This window comes from Halopseudomonas sp. 4NH20-0008 (assembly GCF_057548395.1).
Window position 1 is genome coordinate 161648 of the sequence record NZ_BAAJMD010000003.1, and the last position, 17093, is coordinate 178740.

18 protein-coding genes are annotated in these 17093 nt (G+C 57.9%); 14 read left to right on the plus strand and 4 right to left on the minus strand.

Annotated features, from left to right (window positions below):
- Positions 1–40: 40 nt before the first annotated feature.
- Positions 41–2176, plus strand: coding sequence for a methyl-accepting chemotaxis protein (locus AC27HQ_RS04460; RefSeq protein WP_487154801.1), 2136 nt, complete (start codon positions 41–43; stop codon positions 2174–2176).
- Here AC27HQ_RS04460 and AC27HQ_RS04465 read toward each other — a convergent pair whose 3' ends face one another.
- From AC27HQ_RS04465 to AC27HQ_RS04475, 3 genes are read right to left on the minus strand one after another with little or no spacing between them, the layout of a single operon-like run.
- Complete coding sequence (locus AC27HQ_RS04465; RefSeq protein WP_487154802.1) at positions 2177–2824, minus strand: SOS response-associated peptidase; 648 nt, start codon at positions 2822–2824, stop codon at positions 2177–2179.
- A complete protein-coding gene (locus AC27HQ_RS04470) occupies positions 2821–3060 on the minus strand; it encodes a putative signal transducing protein (protein ID WP_487154804.1) in 240 nt (79 codons plus the stop codon). The genes AC27HQ_RS04465 and AC27HQ_RS04470 overlap by 4 nt, the downstream gene beginning before the upstream one ends.
- Before the next feature lies 1 nt (position 3061).
- Positions 3062–3337 (minus strand): CPXCG motif-containing cysteine-rich protein, encoded by a 276-nt coding sequence (locus AC27HQ_RS04475; protein WP_487154805.1) that lies wholly within the window; start codon positions 3335–3337, stop codon positions 3062–3064.
- Between the two features lie 35 nt (positions 3338–3372).
- On the opposite strand from AC27HQ_RS04475, the gene AC27HQ_RS04480 reads away from it, so the two are divergent.
- Positions 3373–4536, plus strand: coding sequence for a 1-acyl-sn-glycerol-3-phosphate acyltransferase (locus tag AC27HQ_RS04480; protein WP_487154806.1), 1164 nt, complete (start codon positions 3373–3375; stop codon positions 4534–4536).
- Here AC27HQ_RS04480 and AC27HQ_RS04485 read toward each other — a convergent pair.
- Entirely contained in the window at positions 4510–4782 is a 273-nt protein-coding gene (locus tag AC27HQ_RS04485) for a hypothetical protein (protein ID WP_487154807.1), read from the minus strand. The two genes, AC27HQ_RS04480 and AC27HQ_RS04485, sit on opposite strands and share 27 nt — an antisense overlap.
- 279 nt (positions 4783–5061) lie before the next feature.
- On the opposite strand from AC27HQ_RS04485, the gene AC27HQ_RS04490 reads away from it, so the two are divergent.
- The 12 genes from AC27HQ_RS04490 to AC27HQ_RS04545 all read left to right on the plus strand — a co-directional run bounded on the left by AC27HQ_RS04490 (position 5062) and on the right by AC27HQ_RS04545 (position 17090).
- Positions 5062–5523: an outer membrane lipoprotein gene (locus AC27HQ_RS04490; RefSeq protein WP_487154808.1), complete on the plus strand. Its 462-nt coding sequence runs from the start codon at positions 5062–5064 to the stop codon at positions 5521–5523.
- Between the two features lie 263 nt (positions 5524–5786).
- Complete coding sequence (gene mbhE / locus AC27HQ_RS04495; RefSeq protein WP_487154809.1) at positions 5787–8510, plus strand: hydrogen gas-evolving membrane-bound hydrogenase subunit E; 2724 nt, start codon at positions 5787–5789, stop codon at positions 8508–8510.
- Positions 8510–8908, plus strand: coding sequence for a sodium:proton antiporter (locus AC27HQ_RS04500; protein WP_487154811.1), 399 nt, complete (start codon positions 8510–8512; stop codon positions 8906–8908). The genes mbhE and AC27HQ_RS04500 overlap by 1 nt, the downstream gene beginning before the upstream one ends.
- Positions 8905–10395, plus strand: coding sequence for a proton-conducting transporter transmembrane domain-containing protein (locus tag AC27HQ_RS04505; RefSeq protein ID WP_487154813.1), 1491 nt, complete (start codon positions 8905–8907; stop codon positions 10393–10395). The genes AC27HQ_RS04500 and AC27HQ_RS04505 overlap by 4 nt, the downstream gene beginning before the upstream one ends.
- Complete coding sequence (locus AC27HQ_RS04510; RefSeq protein ID WP_487154814.1) at positions 10395–10889, plus strand: Na+/H+ antiporter subunit E; 495 nt, start codon at positions 10395–10397, stop codon at positions 10887–10889. The genes AC27HQ_RS04505 and AC27HQ_RS04510 overlap by 1 nt, the downstream gene beginning before the upstream one ends.
- Positions 10879–11211, plus strand: coding sequence for an MrpF/PhaF family protein (locus AC27HQ_RS04515; protein ID WP_487154816.1), 333 nt, complete (start codon positions 10879–10881; stop codon positions 11209–11211). Before AC27HQ_RS04510 ends, AC27HQ_RS04515 begins: the two co-directional genes overlap by 11 nt.
- Positions 11208–11564, plus strand: coding sequence for a monovalent cation/H(+) antiporter subunit G (mnhG, locus tag AC27HQ_RS04520; protein ID WP_487154817.1), 357 nt, complete (start codon positions 11208–11210; stop codon positions 11562–11564). The genes AC27HQ_RS04515 and mnhG overlap by 4 nt, the downstream gene beginning before the upstream one ends.
- A gap of 127 nt (positions 11565–11691) precedes the next feature.
- Complete coding sequence (locus tag AC27HQ_RS04525) at positions 11692–14484, plus strand: monovalent cation/H+ antiporter subunit A (RefSeq protein ID WP_487154818.1); 2793 nt, start codon at positions 11692–11694, stop codon at positions 14482–14484.
- Complete coding sequence (locus AC27HQ_RS04530) at positions 14484–14810, plus strand: Na+/H+ antiporter subunit C (RefSeq protein ID WP_487154820.1); 327 nt, start codon at positions 14484–14486, stop codon at positions 14808–14810. The genes AC27HQ_RS04525 and AC27HQ_RS04530 overlap by 1 nt, the downstream gene beginning before the upstream one ends.
- On the plus strand, positions 14810–16333 hold the full coding sequence (locus AC27HQ_RS04535) for a monovalent cation/H+ antiporter subunit D (protein WP_487154821.1): 1524 nt from the start codon (positions 14810–14812) through the stop codon (positions 16331–16333). The genes AC27HQ_RS04530 and AC27HQ_RS04535 overlap by 1 nt, the downstream gene beginning before the upstream one ends.
- Entirely contained in the window at positions 16330–16836 is a 507-nt protein-coding gene (locus tag AC27HQ_RS04540; RefSeq protein WP_487154822.1) for a Na+/H+ antiporter subunit E, read from the plus strand. Before AC27HQ_RS04535 ends, AC27HQ_RS04540 begins: the two co-directional genes overlap by 4 nt.
- Entirely contained in the window at positions 16821–17090 is a 270-nt protein-coding gene (locus AC27HQ_RS04545) for a K+/H+ antiporter subunit F (RefSeq protein WP_487154823.1), read from the plus strand. Before AC27HQ_RS04540 ends, AC27HQ_RS04545 begins: the two co-directional genes overlap by 16 nt.
- Positions 17091–17093 lie beyond the last annotated feature (3 nt).

Consider the following 17093-nt stretch of genomic DNA (forward strand, 5'->3'; position numbering starts at 1 on the left):
GGCCGATATGGCTATACAGGTTGCTTATTCGGAGTCGTTCATGAAATTCAAATCCATCCAGTTGGCCATCACTGTTCTTGCTGGTGCCAGCCTGTTTGTCTCTGTTGCCATAATGACTCTGTTCAGCCTAAACGCGGGTCATCAGAGTCAGCGCTTTGTTCAGGAAAACAGTCGAAATCTGCTGGAAAAGCAGATTGAGCGACGCCTGATTTCCATTGCCAACGCCGAGAGCGAACGTATTCAGCGCAGGCTGGAATACCCGCTGGTGGTTGCCAGCCAGCTGGCGGCGCTGAACCAGATGCTGGATGAAATTCAGGACGACGGACTGCCCAGCTTGATGATGAGCCGAGAGGAAATGAACCGGGTGGCGCGCAAGACGCTGGCCGAGAATCCGGATCTGCTGAGTGTTTATATCGCCTGGGAGCCGGCAGCCTTTGATGACCTTGATCAGTATTTTGAAGGCGTTGAAACGGATGGCTATGACGGTTCAGGCCGCTTTATGCCCTGGTGGTATCGCAGTGAAAGTGGCGAGTTGATGCTCGAGGCCTTGACCGACCTGGAAAGTGAGACGCTGCTTCCCACTGGCGTGCGAGAAGGGGAGTACTACCTGTGCAGCCGTGACAGCCTGAAACCCTGCGTGATTGATCCGGCACCCTATGAGATGGATGGTAAAACCGTGATGCTGTCCTCGTTCAATGTCCCCATTCTGTCGGACGGTGAGTTCAAAGGTATCGTGGGTACCGACCTGTCTCTGGCTTTTTTGCAGGAGATGCTGGAACACAATAATGCCAATCTTTTCAACGGCAGTGGCGAGCAGATGCTAATCAGTGGCAATGGCCGAATTGTGGCCTTTACCGGTGAAGGAGCAAAGCCCGGGGATGCGGCCAGCCAGGTGCTGGATGCCAATGAAGTGGCCAATCTTGGCAGCCTGGGCGACAGTTTGGTATATGACATCGACGAAGCCGGGGGGCATATCGAGTTGATCCTGCCGATCAGTATTGCTGATACCGGGACCCGCTGGGTGCTGCTCCTGACCTTGCCCCTGGATGCCGTTATGGCTGAACTCAATGCGCTGACAGCGGAACTGGATAGTCGCCAGTCTCGCGATGCCATGACCATGGGGTTGATCGGCTTGTTGGTTGCCATGGCTGGCCTCGGGGTGATGACAATGGTTGGCCTGGGTCTGTCACGTCCGGCCCGGCGGTTGGTGGTCATGCTTGATGACATTGCCAAAGGTGAGGGTGACCTGACCCGACGACTGAAGGTCGATCGCAGCGATGAGCTGGGTGATATTGCGCGCGGTTTCAATGCCTTCCTGGATAAACTCCAGGCGATGATTCGTGAAGTGGTCGGTTCCGTTCAGCAGGTAACAGATGCTTCGGAAAGTACAGCCGATATTGCCATGCGCACCAATGATGGTATCCAGCGCCAGCTCAGTGAAATCGATCTGGTTGCCACGGCCGTCACTGAAATGACCGCAACCGCCCAGGACGTGGCACGTAACGCCTCTCAAGCAGCGGAGGCCGCGAACAATGCCGATCGCTCGGCCAATCATGGTCGTGACGTGGTCAAGTCTACTGCCGAGTCGATCCAGTGCCTGTCTGCCGACATTCAGCAGGCGGTTGCCAGTGTGCAGTCACTGGCGCGGGACAGTCAGAACATTACCGGTATTCTCGATACCATTCGCGGTATTGCCGAGCAGACCAACCTGCTGGCACTGAACGCAGCCATCGAGGCCGCCCGTGCTGGTGAGCAGGGTCGCGGTTTTGCCGTCGTGGCTGATGAGGTCCGCAACCTGGCCCAGAAGACCCAGCGCTCGACTGAGGAAATTCAGGTGATGATCGAGCAATTGCAGAAGGGCACGCGGGATACGGTCAAGGTCATGGAACAGAGCCGCAGCCGCACCGAAGACAGTGTTCTGCAGGCTGAAGAAGCCGACGCGGCATTGACCTCAATCACGCAGGCCGTTTCCATCATTACTGAAATGAACACCCAGATTGCCAGTGCCGCAGAGCAGCAAAGTGCCGTGGCAGAGGACGTCAACCGTAATGTGGCAACCATTGATCAGGTCGCCAAGTCGGTGGCCGGCGGTGCTCAGGAGGCGTCACAGGCCAGCGCCGGGCTGACCAAGCTGGCCGAGCATCAGCGCCGACTGATCAATCAGTTCAAGGTCTGATCAGAGCAGCACCGCTGTACCGCTGGGTGTGCAGCATTGTGCGCCCTGCGTTGCCGGGCTGCTCATGGCTGGGTTGACTGGATACATCATCTCGACCTGGGATGCGGCATTCAACAGCAGCGGTTGCAAGCTGCTCACGGCGGTAGCAGAGGCGAGCCATATGGCCTGCTCGCCGCTGTTCAGGGTGGCAGGCATACGCGTGCCCACGCGTGCGGCCAGCCCGGTTGCCGGTACGGTAATCAGTGCGCAGCTGTCCCAGAAAACGCCATCGGCAACACTGTAACGCTCCCATATTCCGGCCAATGCCATACCGCCCTGCATTTTTCGCAGGTACCAAGGCTGTTTGCGCTTGCCCTGGCTGTGCCAGACAAAATAGCCATCAACCGGAATAATACAGCGGCGTTGGGCAAAAGCCTGGGCGAACATGGGTTTCTCATGCAGGTATTCGGCCTGGGCGCTGAAGGCCGCACGATCGAGTTGCTTCAGCCAGCCAGGCGTCAGATTCCACAACACCTGTGAACAGTCGAGTTTGCCAGCGCTTTTGCGCAGGATCAGCAGGGAGTGTCCCGGTGCAATGTTCCAGGCCGGCTGCCAGCCTTCAGGTGGCTTGAGGCCGGGCGGGGTAAATTGTGCCAGGCGACCGCTCATTCGTTCTCCGTATCCGGCAGTATCGGTGTGGCTTGCAGCCAGGACTGAATCAGTTGTCGAGCCAGTCCCAGATCTTCAGCCGGTACCCACAGGCCGAGTAGATCAAGTGCCGGCAACTCACCCATGGCGCCCTGCAGGTACTGCCCGCTGATATGGCAGTTGATCCGATGATCTGTCAGCATGTACTTGAGCAGTTCGGCTTCTGCCAGATCCTGTGGGTGGTACGCGCAGAGCATGTCAGTCCTGCTCGCGGCGCAAATCAACCTGATACTCGTCGTTACCCTCATCCACCCACAGGCTGACGTGGATGGGCTGGCAACATACCTGGCAATCCTCAATATAGGATTGCGTTCCACCACTCAGGTCGAGTAGCAGACTGATGGATTCGCCGCAATGCGGGCATTGCAGGTCTGCTTCATCCATGGCTTGCATGTGTGGCTCTCGGAAGGTTATCAAGGTGACCTGCAGTGTAGCGCTATCGTCAATCTGGTGAAACCACGCTCGGCGACGCATAATGCGCGCCCTACCCAGTCAGACAAGAGGACAACATGGGCGAGTTTGATGCCATCAGACCCTATTCGGATGAGGAAGTGGCTCCGGTTCTCAGCCGTCTGCTGCATGACCGCGATTTGCTGGCGATGCTGGCGCGTTATCGTTTCCCACGACTGAGCGGCTTGATGCCTGGGCTGATGGCAGCCCTGGTCGGGCTGAAGTTGCGACAGGAGGCGCAGGGCGTTAACACTGTGGACGCCTTGCAATTGAAGCTGGAGCCCTATCTGGATGCGTTGATTGAGCGCAGTACGCTGACGGTCACCTACAGTGGTCTTGATAACCTGAATAAGGCCCGCGCGCATCTGTTTCTGGCCAATCACCGGGATATCGTCATGGACCCGGCCTTTGTCAATTACGCGCTGTTCCATGCCGGCCATCCGACACCGCGCGTGGCCATTGGCGATAACCTGTTACAGCGGCCCTTCGTCAGTGATTTGATGAGGCTTAACAAGAGCTTCATCGTGCACCGTTCCGTAGCAGGACGTCGTGAAAAGCTGGGGGTCTACCAGACGCTGTCAGCCTATATCCATCATTCGATTGCCGAGGGTCATTCAATCTGGATTGCCCAGGCTGAGGGCCGGGCAAAGGATGGGCTGGATGAGACGGATACGGCCATCATCAAGATGCTGTGCATGAGTCGCAAGGGCGAGCCCTTCAACGAGGTGATCCACTCCTTGAATATCGTCCCGGTATCGATTTCCTACGAATGGGATCCCTGTGATCAGTCAAAGGCCGGCGAGCTGGAGCAGCGAGCACGTACGGGCTCCTACACCAAACAGCCCGGGGAGGATGATCGTTCCATTGCCATGGGTCTGATGGGCTACAAGGGGCGGGTGCATGTTGCGTTTGGCCAGCCAATGTTATCGGGCTATGCCGATGCGCGTGCGGTGGCCGAGGAGGCTGATCGGCAGATTCTTTCGCAATACCGTTTGTATGCCAGCAACTACCTGGCCACGGAACGCATGGGTCAACCCCAGGCCAAGGCGATTGAAGGTTGGCGGCAACACTTTGATGCTGAGGTGCTGCGCGAAGAGCAGGCTCGCTTTGAACAGCGTCTGGCCGCCTGCCCCGAGGCGCAGCGGCCCTACTGGTTGATGCAGTATGCCAACCCGGTGGTCAGCCGCCAGCGCTTTTCAGACCAGGGTGCTGATCAGGCTTAACAGCAGGCCCAGGCCCAGGCAGGCTAGACCAACGCTGTTGAACAGGCGATTGATACGCAGCGTAGCCGGCGAAAGAGTGGCCTCGCTGGCGGGGCTGGTCAACAGCAGGCTGGTCTGGCGGCTGGCGCGAATTTGTGTCGCCAACAATAGCCAGCTGCCACTCAGGGCATAAAACAGTGCGAGGCCATTAATGACCAGCGCCGGGTTGTTCAGATAATACGTCCAAGCCGCTTGAAGTACGGGCACACAACACCTCCGGTTAGGGCGTGTTCGGCAACCTGCTTGGTCTTGTTATTGTTATGGCTGGGTTACAACGAAACAAAAAAATGGCTGGAAAGGGTATTGGCTATGCCAATCCCGACTCAAAACGGCCGCGATTATAGCCGGTAGATATTTGTTTTTCGACCCCTCTGGCTTCATTCTGAGTTGTGAGTCGATGAGTGGCAGTCAGCATTTACTCTATTGAATCGCAACTTTGGTGGGTTTGAGCGTCAAAGCATCATCGTGAATTGACAGAGGTGAACCATGAAAAAGCACATTCTCATAAGCGCTACCCTGATAGCCCTTCTCGGGCTCGGCGGCTGTGCCTCGAAATTGACCGGTGATGTTTACAGTCGTGATCAGGCTCGAGCGCCGCAGACTGTGCGCATGGGCACCATAGAGTCGGTGCGGCCGGTTCAGATTGAGGGTACCAAGACCCCGATTGGTCCAGCTGCTGGCGCTGTGGTTGGAGGGGTTGCCGGCTCCGGTGTCGGCGGTGGGCGTGGAAGTGTGATAGCCGGTGTAGTAGGCGCAGTGGCCGGTGGCATGATTGGCGCCGCCGCCGAAGAGGGCATTACGCGCACCCAGGGCGTTGAGATCACCGTGCGCGAGGATGATGGTCAGACCAGGGCTTACGTGCAGGAGGCTGACCCGGCGGTATCCTTTTTTGCCGGCGAGCGTGTACGTATTCTGACGGTTAACGGCGTATCCAGAGTATCCAAGTAGGATCTACCAGGGAGGGGAGGCTGACGGCTTCCCCTTAGGCATGGTCAGCCATTGCACAGGTTGAACACGGTTCAATTGATTCAAATTGCTACAGAGCGTAATGCAATCCCTTCTTATTTATACGTCGCTTACTAACCAATATGTCTGCATTAAACCCTTGTTCTGGCAGGATGTTATCCGGCTTTGATTCTGTGTTAATTATGATCGTCGCCCAGCTCGGAGTGAGATGCATGACCAACAACATGACGTTACGGATTATTTGAATGCTTAGCAGTGTACTGGCCATTGCCTTGAATGCGCTGTTGGCTCCGCTGATCTGGCACCTCTTCAAACGCCACTCAGGTGCCTTGTTGGCGTTGATTCCTGCTGCCTGCTTTATCTGGTTTGCCAGCCAGATCCCCCTGGTTGCCGGCGGGCAGGAGTTGATAACCAGTCTGGCCTGGGTGCCGGCGCTGGACGTGGCCATTACCCTCAGGCTGGACGGTTTGTCCCTGATCTTTGCTCTGCTGATCACTGGGATCGGTGCTTTGATAGTGCTTTATTCGGCCGCCTATCTACATGATCACCATCATCTCGGGCGATTTTACGCCTATTTGCTGACCTTCATGATGGCCATGCTCGGGCTGGTGCTGGCTGATGACCTGATTGTCATGTTTGTGTTCTGGGAACTGACCAGTGTGGCCTCCTATCTGCTGATCAGTTTTCAGCATGAGAAACCCGAGTCTCGCCGTGCGGCACTTCAGGCCCTGTTGATTACCGGTGGGGGCGGGCTGGCATTGCTCGCCGGCTTGATTCTGCTTGGTGCGGCGGCCGACACCTGGCAGTTTTCCCAGCTTGATGCCGTTCTGGTTCAGGCCCACGGGCTGTTTCCGGCGATCATGTTGCTGGTATTGATCGGTTGCTTCACCAAGTCGGCACAGTTTCCTTTTCATCTCTGGTTGCCCAACGCCATGAATGCGCCGACACCGGTGTCAGCCTACCTGCACTCGGCAACCATGGTCAAAGCGGGCATTTACCTGCTGGCACGCTTGAACCCGACCCTGGGTGGTGGCGCAGGCTGGAGCACAGTGCTGATAACAGTGGGCGCCTTGACCGCACTGATCGGCGCAATTTTGGCCATTCGTCAGTACGACATCAAACGCATGCTGGCCTACACCACGGTCACCGTATTGGGCCAACTGACCATGCTGATCGGCACCAATACTTCCTATGGCCTGCAGGCCTTTGTCCTCTACCTGGTCGCGCACTCGCTGTACAAGGGCGCCTTGTTTATGGCGGTTGGTTCGATTGATCATGCGGCCGGCAGCCGTGACTTGAGGCGCCTGGGAGGCTTGGCCGCGCTGATGCCGGTGACTGCTGTAGCGGTCGGGCTGGCGGCCTTTTCCAATGCCGGGTTACCGCCTTTTTTCGGGTTCATAGCCAAGGAGTTCAAATACGCCGGCTTGGTTGAAATGGGCAGTGTGGGTTGGACGGTGATCCTGGTGATGATCGTGACCAACGCACTGCTGGTGGCGGCAGCCGGTTTGATTTTCTTCAAGACCTTTTTTGGCCCGCGTGGTGATTATCCCGGCCAGGCCCATGAAGTTGGATTTTTCATGTGGATAGGGCCGCTTTTGCTGGCAGTCGGTGGTTTTGGCTTGGGCGCCTGGAATCAGTGGCCAGAAACCTGGCTGGTGAATACGGCTGTCCAGTCGGTGGCCACTGGTCAGGTCGATGTCAATCTGTATCTCTGGGGCGGTATTACCCCCGCCGTGATTGCCAGCGTGCTGACCCTGGCGCTGGGGACCCTGTTTTATTTTCGGGCTGCAAGCGTGCGTGCACTGGCCAGTCGTTTGAGCAGAATATGGAGCTTTAGCGGTGATCTGCTATGGGATCTGCTGCTCAGCCGTCTTTTTCAGTTTGCCAGCCTGGTGGCACGGCAGTTCCAGCACGGGTCTCTGCGTTTGCACCTGGCTCTGATGACGCTGGTCGTCAGTCTGTGCATTTTGTTTGGCCTGGCATTCACGACCAACAACCTGTTCGATCCGTCAGTTCTGTCTGACGTCAGTCTGCCGGGGATGCTGGGTCTGATGTTGGCGATAGGCGGTGCGGCGGGCGCGGCCTTCATGGCTGGACGGCTGGCATTGGTTGCTTCGCTGGGTGCCAGTGGTCTTGGCCTGGCGTTGTTTTTCGTCTCGGTCAATGCGCCGGATGTGGCGCTGACACAGTTGATGGTCGAAACCCTGACGGTGGTATTTCTGGCCATGGTGCTGCGGCGCATGCCCATGGTGCCGGCCAGCGGGTTGGGTGGTCGCGGCATCAATCTGTGGCATGGACTGGTGGCTGCTCTTATGGGTTTGTCAGTCACCTTGCTGATCATCAATGCCGTCAGTCAACCTTTGCCCGGTGACCTGGCCAGCTGGTTTCTGTCCAACAGTCTGCCCGGTGGCTTTGGCAGCAATGTGGTGAATGTGATTCTGGTGGATTTTCGCGCGGTGGATACCCTGGGCGAAATCCTGGTGGTTGCCATTGCAGCGCTGGCGGCTGCCAGCCTGCTGGGCGCGGGCCAGAATTCGGCAGACAAGCCCAGTGGTTTACCGGAGTTCGATTCGATACTGCTGCGTCAAGGCATGCGCCCCCTGGCAACGGTATTGCTCGTCACGTCGCTTGCCGTTCTCTGGCGTGGTCATAATCTGCCAGGGGGCGGCTTTATAGGTGGTCTGGTGGCTGCCACCGGCTTTACCCTGTTGGTGGTGACCTTCGGGCGAGGGATTCAGCGCGGGCTGGCGTATGTGTCGCCCCCGACGCTGATCGGCGTGGGTCTTGCCTGCGCAACCGGCGCCGGTTTCTTTGGCCTGGTCGCGGACGGCCAGTACATGACCGGACACTGGGTCACAGTCGCGGATATCAAGTTGGGTACACCGTTGCTCTTTGATCTGGGGGTGTTTCTGACTGTATTTGGCTCGGTGATGCACATGATGCGCAACCTGATCGGGAGGACCGCCTGATGGAGTGGATTGCAGCTATTGCTGCCGGCATCATGGCGGCACTCGGGGTATGGATGATGCTTGATCGCCATCTGATGCGCGTGGTGTTGGGGATTGCTGTGCTGGGTAATGCGATAAACCTCGGTGTTCTCACCGCTGGCCGACTGTCAGGCGAGGCGCCAGCCTTTGTATTTGCTGGCAGTGCCGTGCCTGACGCCGCTAATCCATTGCCACAGGCACTGGTGCTGACCGCCATTGTGATCGGCTTTGCGCTCTTTGTTTTTGCCCTTGCGGTGCTAAAACGCACCCATGAACTGCATGGCGACAAGGATACCGACACCGTCAGCGAGGTTACCGAGCAACCTGCTCCGGATCTTGATGCCCAGCAGCAGGATGAGCCTGCGGAGGGCAAGTCATGACCTTGTTACTGGTCTTGCCGGTACTGATCCCGCTAGTGACGCTTCTGCTGGCCCTGTTGGTCAGGCGCCACCCGGCACTGGTCAGCCTGATCAGCTTTACTGGCAGCAGCCTGTTACTGCTGACGGGCCTGTATCTGGTCTGGCTGGCTGCTGGTGGCACTGTGCTCAGCGGACAAATGGGTGGCTGGCAGGCGCCCTATGGCATCAGCCTGGTGATTGACCGGTTGTCAGCGGTGATGGTGGCGATCACCGGGGTAATCGGCCTGGCGACGCTGCTGTATATCAATCGACAGCCGATGCCGGTGGATTTTCTCCGTGATACCCATCTCTATGTGCAGGGCCTGCTTGCCGGTATCTGCGGTGCCTTCATTACGGCGGATATTTTCAACCTGTATGTCTGGTTTGAGGTGCTGCTGATCGGCTCCTTTGCATTGATGGCTCTGGGCGGGGGTGAGCGACGTCTATCCGGTGCGATGACCTACCTGGTATTGAACATGCTGGCCACGCTGTTGTTCCTGCTGGCCGCCGGGTTGGTGTACGGAGCCAGCGGGACGCTGAACATGGGCGAACTGGCACTGTTGTTCCGTGCCGGTGAGGCCAGTGACGGTGCGACCCTCGGCGTGATACTGATGTTGTTGTCTTTTTCTATCAAGGCCGCACTGTTTCCCTTGTTTGGCTGGCTTCCCGCCAGTTATCACGTGGCCTGGACGCCGGTTTCAGCGCTGTTTGCCGGCCTGCTGACCAAGGTCGGGGTCTATGCCCTTATCCGTCTGGTTACCCTGCTCTGGCCTGAACACGGGATGGTGCACAGCGTGCTGCTATGGGTGGCCTGCGCGACCATGATTGTCGGTGTGCTCGGTGCGGCGGCACAGACGGAAGTCAGGCGTATCCTGTCATTTCATATCGTCAGCCAGGTCGGCTACATGGTGCTCGGTCTGGCCCTGGCCACGCCGCTGGCGCTGGCCGGCGCGGTGTTCTACCTGATCCACCATATCGTGGTTAAGGCCAACCTGTTCTTTGTCGGGGGTATCGCGGCACGCATGGCCGGCTCAGAACGCCTGGCTGCCATGGGTGGCCTATATGCACGCTCACCCTTACTGGCGCTGTTATTCGCCATTCCGGCCCTGTCGCTGGCGGGTATTCCGCCCCTGTCGGGTTTCTGGGCCAAGTTCGTTCTGATCAAGGCGAGCCTGGATGCGGGTATCTGGATCGCGGCCTTTTTTGCTCTATTGACCGGGGTCTTCACGCTGCTGTCAATGAGCAAGATCTGGAACGAAGGTTTTCTCAAGGCGCATGCGCAGCCAGCGCTGCTCGAACAGACCGGCAGGGGGCCGACGAGTGCCTGGGTTACGGTCGCAGCACTGGGTCTGATTACCATTCTGATTGGTCTGGGTGCTGGCCCGGTGATGGACTATGCCATGGCGGCTTCAACCCAACTGATTGAAGCGCCGGGCTATTTGCAGTTGATCGACAGGGAGGTGAACTGATGTTCTACCTGCATTTGCTGGCTGCAACCCTGCTCAGTTGGTGGTTGGCGGAGCTCTCACCGCTGTTCTGGTTGCTGGCTTTTGCCAGTCTATATCCGTTTTTACGTGTGCTTGGCTACCTGTGGGCAGGCTGTCGGCTTTATGCCATGCGGCTTGAGGGCGCGACAGTCTTTGTTCCCTGGTTCACATGGCAGGTGTTCAGCGCGTCATTGGATGTGGCAATGATTGTGCTCAACCCGCGCCGCAAGATAGAACCTGCGGTCATAGCTGTCGATATCGCTACCCGCGATCGCCGCCTGGTGACCCTGATCGGTTGCTTGTTGACGCTTACCCCGGGCACCCTGGCGCTGGACTACAGGGTCTCGAATGGTCAATTGTACGTCCATGTTCTGGATGCGCGCTCGACGGATTCGGTGGTGCGTGCGGTAGTTGATATTGAACGACGTCTGATGCGCTGGGTGACGCCGCTGCGGGAGGCTGAACATGCAGGTTGAGATGGCTGGGATGGCCTGGGTTCTGCCCCTGGCCGGCACTATGCTGATCATCAGTACCCTGTTGATCATGTGGCGTTTGCTGGCGGGACCAAGTCGGCCCGACCGGGCCTTGGCGGTTGATGCCATGACCATGATTGGCGTGGCCGGTATTGCCTTGCTGGCGTTGATGCGCGGGCAGGCGGTTTTGCTCGATGTGGCCATTTTGCTGGCTATCGTCAGTTTTCTTGGCAGCGTGGCTTTTGCGCTGCTGTTCAGGGGTACGCATAGCAGCGATGATCCCCACGGGCAGCCTGAGCGCGCGGATAACGGGGAGGCGCCATGAGTCAGTTTATCGCCTGGTTGGCGTCTGGCCTGGTGTTGCTCGGTGCCATGTTAAGCCTGCTTGGTGCTATTGGCGTATGGCGCCTGCCGGATGCCTACACGCGCATGCATTCAGCCAGTAAGGCGGGTGCATTGGGTGCTATTCTGGTATTGCTTGGTGTGTTAAGTGCCACTGCCGGGCAAGCCTGGGTGGAAAGCCTGCTGGCTATTGTAGTGCTTTTGGTGACGGCACCCATGGCGGCCCATGCCATTTCCCGTGCGGGTCATCGGGCTGGCGTAAGGCCGCAGGTGGGCCCGCTCGGTGATGCCTTGGAGCGCGAGCAGGATAGAATCAACGATCCTGAGCAACACTAATTTTCTCTGCCCTGAGTTCATGACAGTGCAAGGCTGTGTGTGGATAATGGGTTGCTTGTGCGGCAGCAGAATGCCGATCCATGCCGAATAAAGAAGCCTGAACGGCCATTGATGGAGTGAGTCCTGCATGACCCTGGCGCTGATTGTGCTGCTACCCCTGCTGGGTAGCCTGCTTCCCCTGTTAACGGTGCGATATGGACGCTCTTTGTGTGCTCTGGCAACCATGCTGGCGCCAGTGCTGGGCATGGTGCTGCTATGGCGACACATGCCTGAGGTATTTGCCGGTGCCGTGGTGGTTCAGACCTGGCCATGGTTAAGTCAGATCGGTCTGAATCTGAGCTTCCGGCTTGATGGCCTGGGTTTTCTGTTTGCCCTGCTGATTCAGGGGATTGGCCTGCTGGTCATTCTCTATGCACGCTATTACCTGTCGAAGAACGACCCAATGGGGCGTTTCTTCGCCTATCTGCTGCTGTTCATGTCGGCCATGCTCGGCGTGGTACTCTCGGAAAACCTGCTGTTGATGATGTTCTTCTGGGAGCTGACCAGTCTTTCGTCATTCCTGCTGATCGGCTACTGGTCGCACTCCACTGACGCCCGCAAGGGCGCCCGCATGGCCCTGGCTGTTACAGGTGGCGGTGGACTGGCGCTGCTGGCCGGTGTGCTGATTCTCGGGCAGATTGTCGGCAGCTACGAGTTGTCTGCCGTACTGGCGGCCGGAGATATCATCCGCGCCCACAGTCTGTATCCGGTGGTGCTGGTGCTGGTGCTGCTGGGCGTATTTACCAAGTCGGCGCAGTTTCCCTTCCACTTCTGGCTACCGCATGCCATGGCCGCACCCACGCCAGTGTCCGCCTATCTGCATTCGGCGACCATGGTCAAGGCCGGGGTGTTTTTGCTGGCGCGGCTCTATCCGGCACTGGCCGAGACCGACCTGTGGTTCTACCTGGTCAGCATTACCGGCATGATTACCCTGTTGCTGGGCGCCTGTACCGCACTGTTCAAACACGATCTCAAGGGCCTGCTGGCTTACTCAACCATCAGCCATCTGGGTCTGATTACCCTGCTGTTTGGTCTGGATACCAAGCTGGCGGCGGTCGCGGCGGTGTTTCACATCATCAACCATGCGACCTTCAAGGCGTCGTTGTTCATGGCGGCAGGGATTATTGACCATGAGACCGGCACCCGTGACATGCGCCGGATCAATGGGCTCTGGCGCTTTATGCCGCATACCGCCACGCTGGCCATGGTGGCGGCGTCGGCCATGGCTGGGGTGCCGCTGCTGAATGGCTTCCTGAGCAAGGAAATGTTCTTTACCGAAACCCTGCAGCAGAACCAGTTCGGCAACTACAGCTGGATCATTCCGCTGGTGGCGACCTTGGCAGGGATCTTCTCCGTTGCCTATTCGCTGCGCTTTATCCATGACGTGTTTTTCAATGGCAAACCGGTCAACCTGCCCAAGTATCCGCCCCATGAACCACCACGCTACATGAAGGTGCCGGTGGAAATTCTGGTTGCATTGTGCCTGCTGGTTGGGCTGTTGCCGGCCTTCACGGTGGCCAGTCTGCTGGCGGTAGCCGCCAGTGCGACCATTGGCGGGCCCTTGCCTGATTACAGCCTGTCCATCTGGCACGGCTTCAACTTGCCGCTGATCATGTCCTTTGTTGCGCTGGTCGTCGGGGTGCTGGTGTATGCCGGTCGGCGCCGCGTCTTTGACTGGTATGAGCGCTTGCCCGAGCTGGACGGCAAGCTGGTTTTTGAACGCGTCATGCAAACCCTGGTTCGCGCGGCCGGGCGCTTTACCCTGTTGCTGGAGAATGCGTCGCTGCAGCGCTATCTGAGTCTGATGATCACGACTGCGCTGTTGGTGGCGGGTTACTGGCTGCTGAAAATGCCCAGCCTGCGCGGTGAAATCGCCCTGGCGCCGGTGGATGCGGTCACCGCTCTGGCGGCCGTTATGTTGATGATTTCGGCTCTGGCCACCGTGTTCTGGCATCGCCAACGACTGGTCGCGTTGATCATGTTGAGCGTAGTGGGGCTGTTTGTTGCACTGGCCTTTGCGCGTTTCTCCGCGCCTGATCTGGCGCTGACCCAGTTGTCTGTTGAGGTGGTGACTATCGTTCTGCTGATGCTGGCGCTGTTTTTCCTGCCGCGTCAGACGCCAGTGGAGTCATCCAGCCTACGACGTGGTCGTGATCTGTCACTGGCAACCCTGTCAGGCTTGCTGGTCGGTGGCCTGTCGCTTGCCGTGATGACCCGGCCCTACGACAGCATTGCCGGCTTCTTTCTCGAGAACAGTGTCTCAGGTGGCGGTGGCACCAATGTGGTCAACGTTATTCTGGTGGATTTTCGTGGTTTCGACACCCTCGGAGAGGTGACGGTCCTGGCGATTGCCGGGGTGGCGATTTACGCCCTGATCGACGGTCTGCGACTGCGTATCCCGGAAACCGATGCCCTGGGTCGGCCCTGGGCGCGCGATGCCCATCCCTTTATGCTGATCAACCTGTCACGGGTCATCCTGCCGTTGGCCCTGATGGTCTCGGTCTATATCTTCCTGCGCGGCCACAATCTGCCCGGCGGTGGCTTCATTGCTGGTTTGATCACTGCCGTGGCGCTGATTTTGCAGTATGTGGCCAGTGGTGAAAAATGGACCACAGAACGCTGGGGCGTCAACTATCACCATCTGGCGGGCATAGGCGTGATCATTGCCGGGCTGACAGGGCTGGCCAGCCTGCTGTTCGGCTATCCGTTCCTGACCAGTACCTTTGCGCATGTGCACCTGCCACTGATAGGCGAGATTGAGCTGGCCAGTGCCCTGGTCTTTGATTTGGGGGTGTACCTTACCGTCGTGGGAGCAACCCTGTTGATATTGGCCAATCTGGGCAAACTGTCCACCGGCCGCAGCACCATGGGAGACAGGTAATGGAACTGTTGTATTCCTTGACGTTAGCCGTTTTGGTTGGCTGCGGTGTCTATTTGCTGTTGCGCGCCAGAACCTTCCCTGTGGTAGTCGGTTTGACCTTGATCAGCTACGCCGTAAACCTTTTTCTGTTTGCCATGGGGCGCTTGAATACCGGCATGCCGGCGGTGATTGGGCGCTCAGCCGAGTATGCTGACCCACTGCCCCAGGCGCTGGTATTGACGGCCATTGTTATCGGCTTTGCCATGACCGCCTTTGCGCTGGTGCTCGCGTTGCGTGCCCAGGGTGAACTCGACAGTGATCATGTTGACGGACGGGGCGATCACTGATGAGCCATTTACCGGTTTTGCCCATTATTCTGCCCATGTTCATGGGCGCTATATTGCTGCTGATAGCGCGCAGCAATATGAACATCAAGCGCCTGCTGTCGTTCTTTGCCACCCTGGTTCAGTTACCCCTTGCTCTGATGTTGATGGCGCAGAGTAACGAGACCATCAGCGTCTATGCGGCGGGAAACTGGATTGCGCCATTTGGTATTGTTCTGGTGGTGGACCGACTGACAGCCTTGATGCTGGTCGTGACTGCCGTGCTGGCGGTGGCAACGGCGCTTTACGCCCTGCGCGGTGATGATGGTTTGGGTCGCAACTTCCATGCCTTGTTCCAGTTCCAGCTGATGGGTATCAATGGCGCCTTCCTGACCGGCGACCTGTTCAACCTGTTTGTCTTCTTTGAGATTCTGTTGATCGCTTCCTACGCCCTGTTGTTGCATGGGGCTGGATCAGCGCGGGTGCGTGCCGGGCTGCATTATGTCCTGCTCAATCTGTTTGGCTCGGCCTTGTTTCTGATTGCCGTTGGTACCTTGTATGGACTGACCGGTACCCTGAATATGGCTGACATGGCTGTTCGGGTTGCCAGTCTGCCAGCAGAACAGGTGCCACTGGTGGGCGCGGCGGGCATGCTTCTGTTGGTTGTCTTTGGGCTCAAGGCAGCGTTATTTCCGCTCTATTTCTGGTTACCCAAGGCTTACGCGGCGGCCAGTGCGCCTGTCGCTGCGCTCTTCGCCATCATGACCAAGGTTGGGTTGTACTCGATCCTGCGCGTTTATACCCTGATTTTTGGTTCTGAAGCAGGCGACCTGGCCGGCATGGCAGAGGATTGGCTGTGGCCAGCGGCACTGATTACGCTGGCGCTGGGCGCTACAGGTGCGCTGGCTGCCAGTAGCCTCGGTAGCCTGACGGCGTATCTGGTGGTGGTCTCAGTGGGTACCTTGCTGTCAGGTATTGCCATGGGTAGCCAGGAGGCGCTGGTCGCCAGCCTCTACTACCTGATTCATTCAACCTGGATCAGTGGCGCCTTGTTCTTGTTCGCTGGCATCATAGCCCGGCTGCGTGGGCCACGCTTTGGTGCAAGGCTGATCCTGGGCCCCCAGATGGCCAACAACCTGTTGCTGAGTGGATTGTTCTTCTTTGCTGCCATTTCCGTCGCGGGCATGCCGCCGCTGTCGGGCTTTATCGGCAAGCTCATGCTGCTTGCCTCGGCCGGCACAGGCGCGACTGCCGCCTGGCTTTATGTCACGGTTTTGCTTGGCAGTCTTGTTACCCTGGTCGCACTCAGTCGGGCTGGCAGTACCCTGTTCTGGCGCCAGGATGGCAGTGTTGCCGTTGGTGAGCCGTTGGACCTTCTGCGCTTGTTGCCGGTGCTGCTGTTATTGCTTGGCAGTCCGCTGCTGGTCGTGTTCGCCGCGCCACTGCTTGACTATCTGCAGGCCACGGTAACCGATCTGCTGGACACTACGGCCTATATCGATGCTGTCTTATCCATGCAAGCCTACGATCCGGGAGATCAGCCATGATGTCACGCCGGGCGTTATTGCCCCACCCCTGGTTGAGCCTGTTTTTGGTTGTTGTCTGGCCGCTGATCATGAACGATCTGTCCGCAGGCAGCTTGATCATGGGCTTCTTGCTGGCCTGGTTGATTCCGCTGGTTACCCATGTGTTCTGGCCAAACCCTCCGACCCTGTCCAAGCCCGGAGTCCTGTTACGCTTTACGCTGCGTGTGCTCGGCGATATTGTCACGGCCAACCTGGATGTTGCCAAGTTGATCCTGGGTTCCAGTAACAAATTGCAGCCGGCCTTTGTTGAATATCCGGTCGAGTTGACCGATCCCTTCGCCATTCACCTGCTTGCCAGCACCATTTCACTGACACCAGGCACGGTATCCTCAGAGTTGAGCGAGGATCGCCGGACATTGTTGATTCATGCCTTGAACGTGACGGATGAGCAGCTGTTGATTGCGACAATCAAGCAGCGTTACGAACGACCCCTGATGGAGGTATTCGCATGCTCCAGTTCGTGATTGTTCTGTGTCTGGGCATCATGTCCGTGGCCATGTTGCTGAATCTGTTGCGCCTGCTCAAGGGCCCGGATCTGCCCGATCGGATTCTGGCTTTGGATACGCTGTATATCAATGCCATTGCCCTGATCATCCTGCTTGGTCTGTACCTGGGTTCGGATCTGTTTTTCGAGGCAGCCCTACTGATTGCGGTGATGGGTTTTGTCGGTACCGTGGCGATTGCCAAGCATCTGTTGCGTGGTGACATCATTGAATAGGAA

What these genes read in the sequence shown, in the direction of transcription:
- AC27HQ_RS04460 (WP_487154801.1), top strand. Translation starts at nt 41, where the DNA reads ATGAAATTCAAATCCATCCAGTTGGCCATCACTGTTCTTGCTGGTGCC.
- AC27HQ_RS04465 (WP_487154802.1), bottom strand. Translation starts at nt 2,824, where the DNA reads ATGAGCGGTCGCCTGGCACAATTTACCCCGCCCGGCCTCAAGCCACCT.
- AC27HQ_RS04470 (WP_487154804.1), bottom strand. Translation starts at nt 3,060, where the DNA reads ATGCTCTGCGCGTACCACCCACAGGATCTGGCAGAAGCCGAACTGCTC.
- AC27HQ_RS04475 (WP_487154805.1), bottom strand. Translation starts at nt 3,337, where the DNA reads ATGCGTCGCCGAGCGTGGTTTCACCAGATTGACGATAGCGCTACACTG.
- AC27HQ_RS04480 (WP_487154806.1), top strand. Translation starts at nt 3,373, where the DNA reads ATGGGCGAGTTTGATGCCATCAGACCCTATTCGGATGAGGAAGTGGCT.
- AC27HQ_RS04490 (WP_487154808.1), top strand. Translation starts at nt 5,062, where the DNA reads ATGAAAAAGCACATTCTCATAAGCGCTACCCTGATAGCCCTTCTCGGG.
- mbhE (WP_487154809.1), top strand. Translation starts at nt 5,787, where the DNA reads ATGCTTAGCAGTGTACTGGCCATTGCCTTGAATGCGCTGTTGGCTCCG.
- AC27HQ_RS04500 (WP_487154811.1), top strand. Translation starts at nt 8,510, where the DNA reads ATGGAGTGGATTGCAGCTATTGCTGCCGGCATCATGGCGGCACTCGGG.
- AC27HQ_RS04505 (WP_487154813.1), top strand. Translation starts at nt 8,905, where the DNA reads ATGACCTTGTTACTGGTCTTGCCGGTACTGATCCCGCTAGTGACGCTT.
- AC27HQ_RS04510 (WP_487154814.1), top strand. Translation starts at nt 10,395, where the DNA reads ATGTTCTACCTGCATTTGCTGGCTGCAACCCTGCTCAGTTGGTGGTTG.
- AC27HQ_RS04515 (WP_487154816.1), top strand. Translation starts at nt 10,879, where the DNA reads ATGCAGGTTGAGATGGCTGGGATGGCCTGGGTTCTGCCCCTGGCCGGC.
- mnhG (WP_487154817.1), top strand. Translation starts at nt 11,208, where the DNA reads ATGAGTCAGTTTATCGCCTGGTTGGCGTCTGGCCTGGTGTTGCTCGGT.
- AC27HQ_RS04525 (WP_487154818.1), top strand. Translation starts at nt 11,692, where the DNA reads ATGACCCTGGCGCTGATTGTGCTGCTACCCCTGCTGGGTAGCCTGCTT.
- AC27HQ_RS04530 (WP_487154820.1), top strand. Translation starts at nt 14,484, where the DNA reads ATGGAACTGTTGTATTCCTTGACGTTAGCCGTTTTGGTTGGCTGCGGT.
- AC27HQ_RS04535 (WP_487154821.1), top strand. Translation starts at nt 14,810, where the DNA reads ATGAGCCATTTACCGGTTTTGCCCATTATTCTGCCCATGTTCATGGGC.
- AC27HQ_RS04540 (WP_487154822.1), top strand. Translation starts at nt 16,330, where the DNA reads ATGATGTCACGCCGGGCGTTATTGCCCCACCCCTGGTTGAGCCTGTTT.
- AC27HQ_RS04545 (WP_487154823.1), top strand. Translation starts at nt 16,821, where the DNA reads ATGCTCCAGTTCGTGATTGTTCTGTGTCTGGGCATCATGTCCGTGGCC.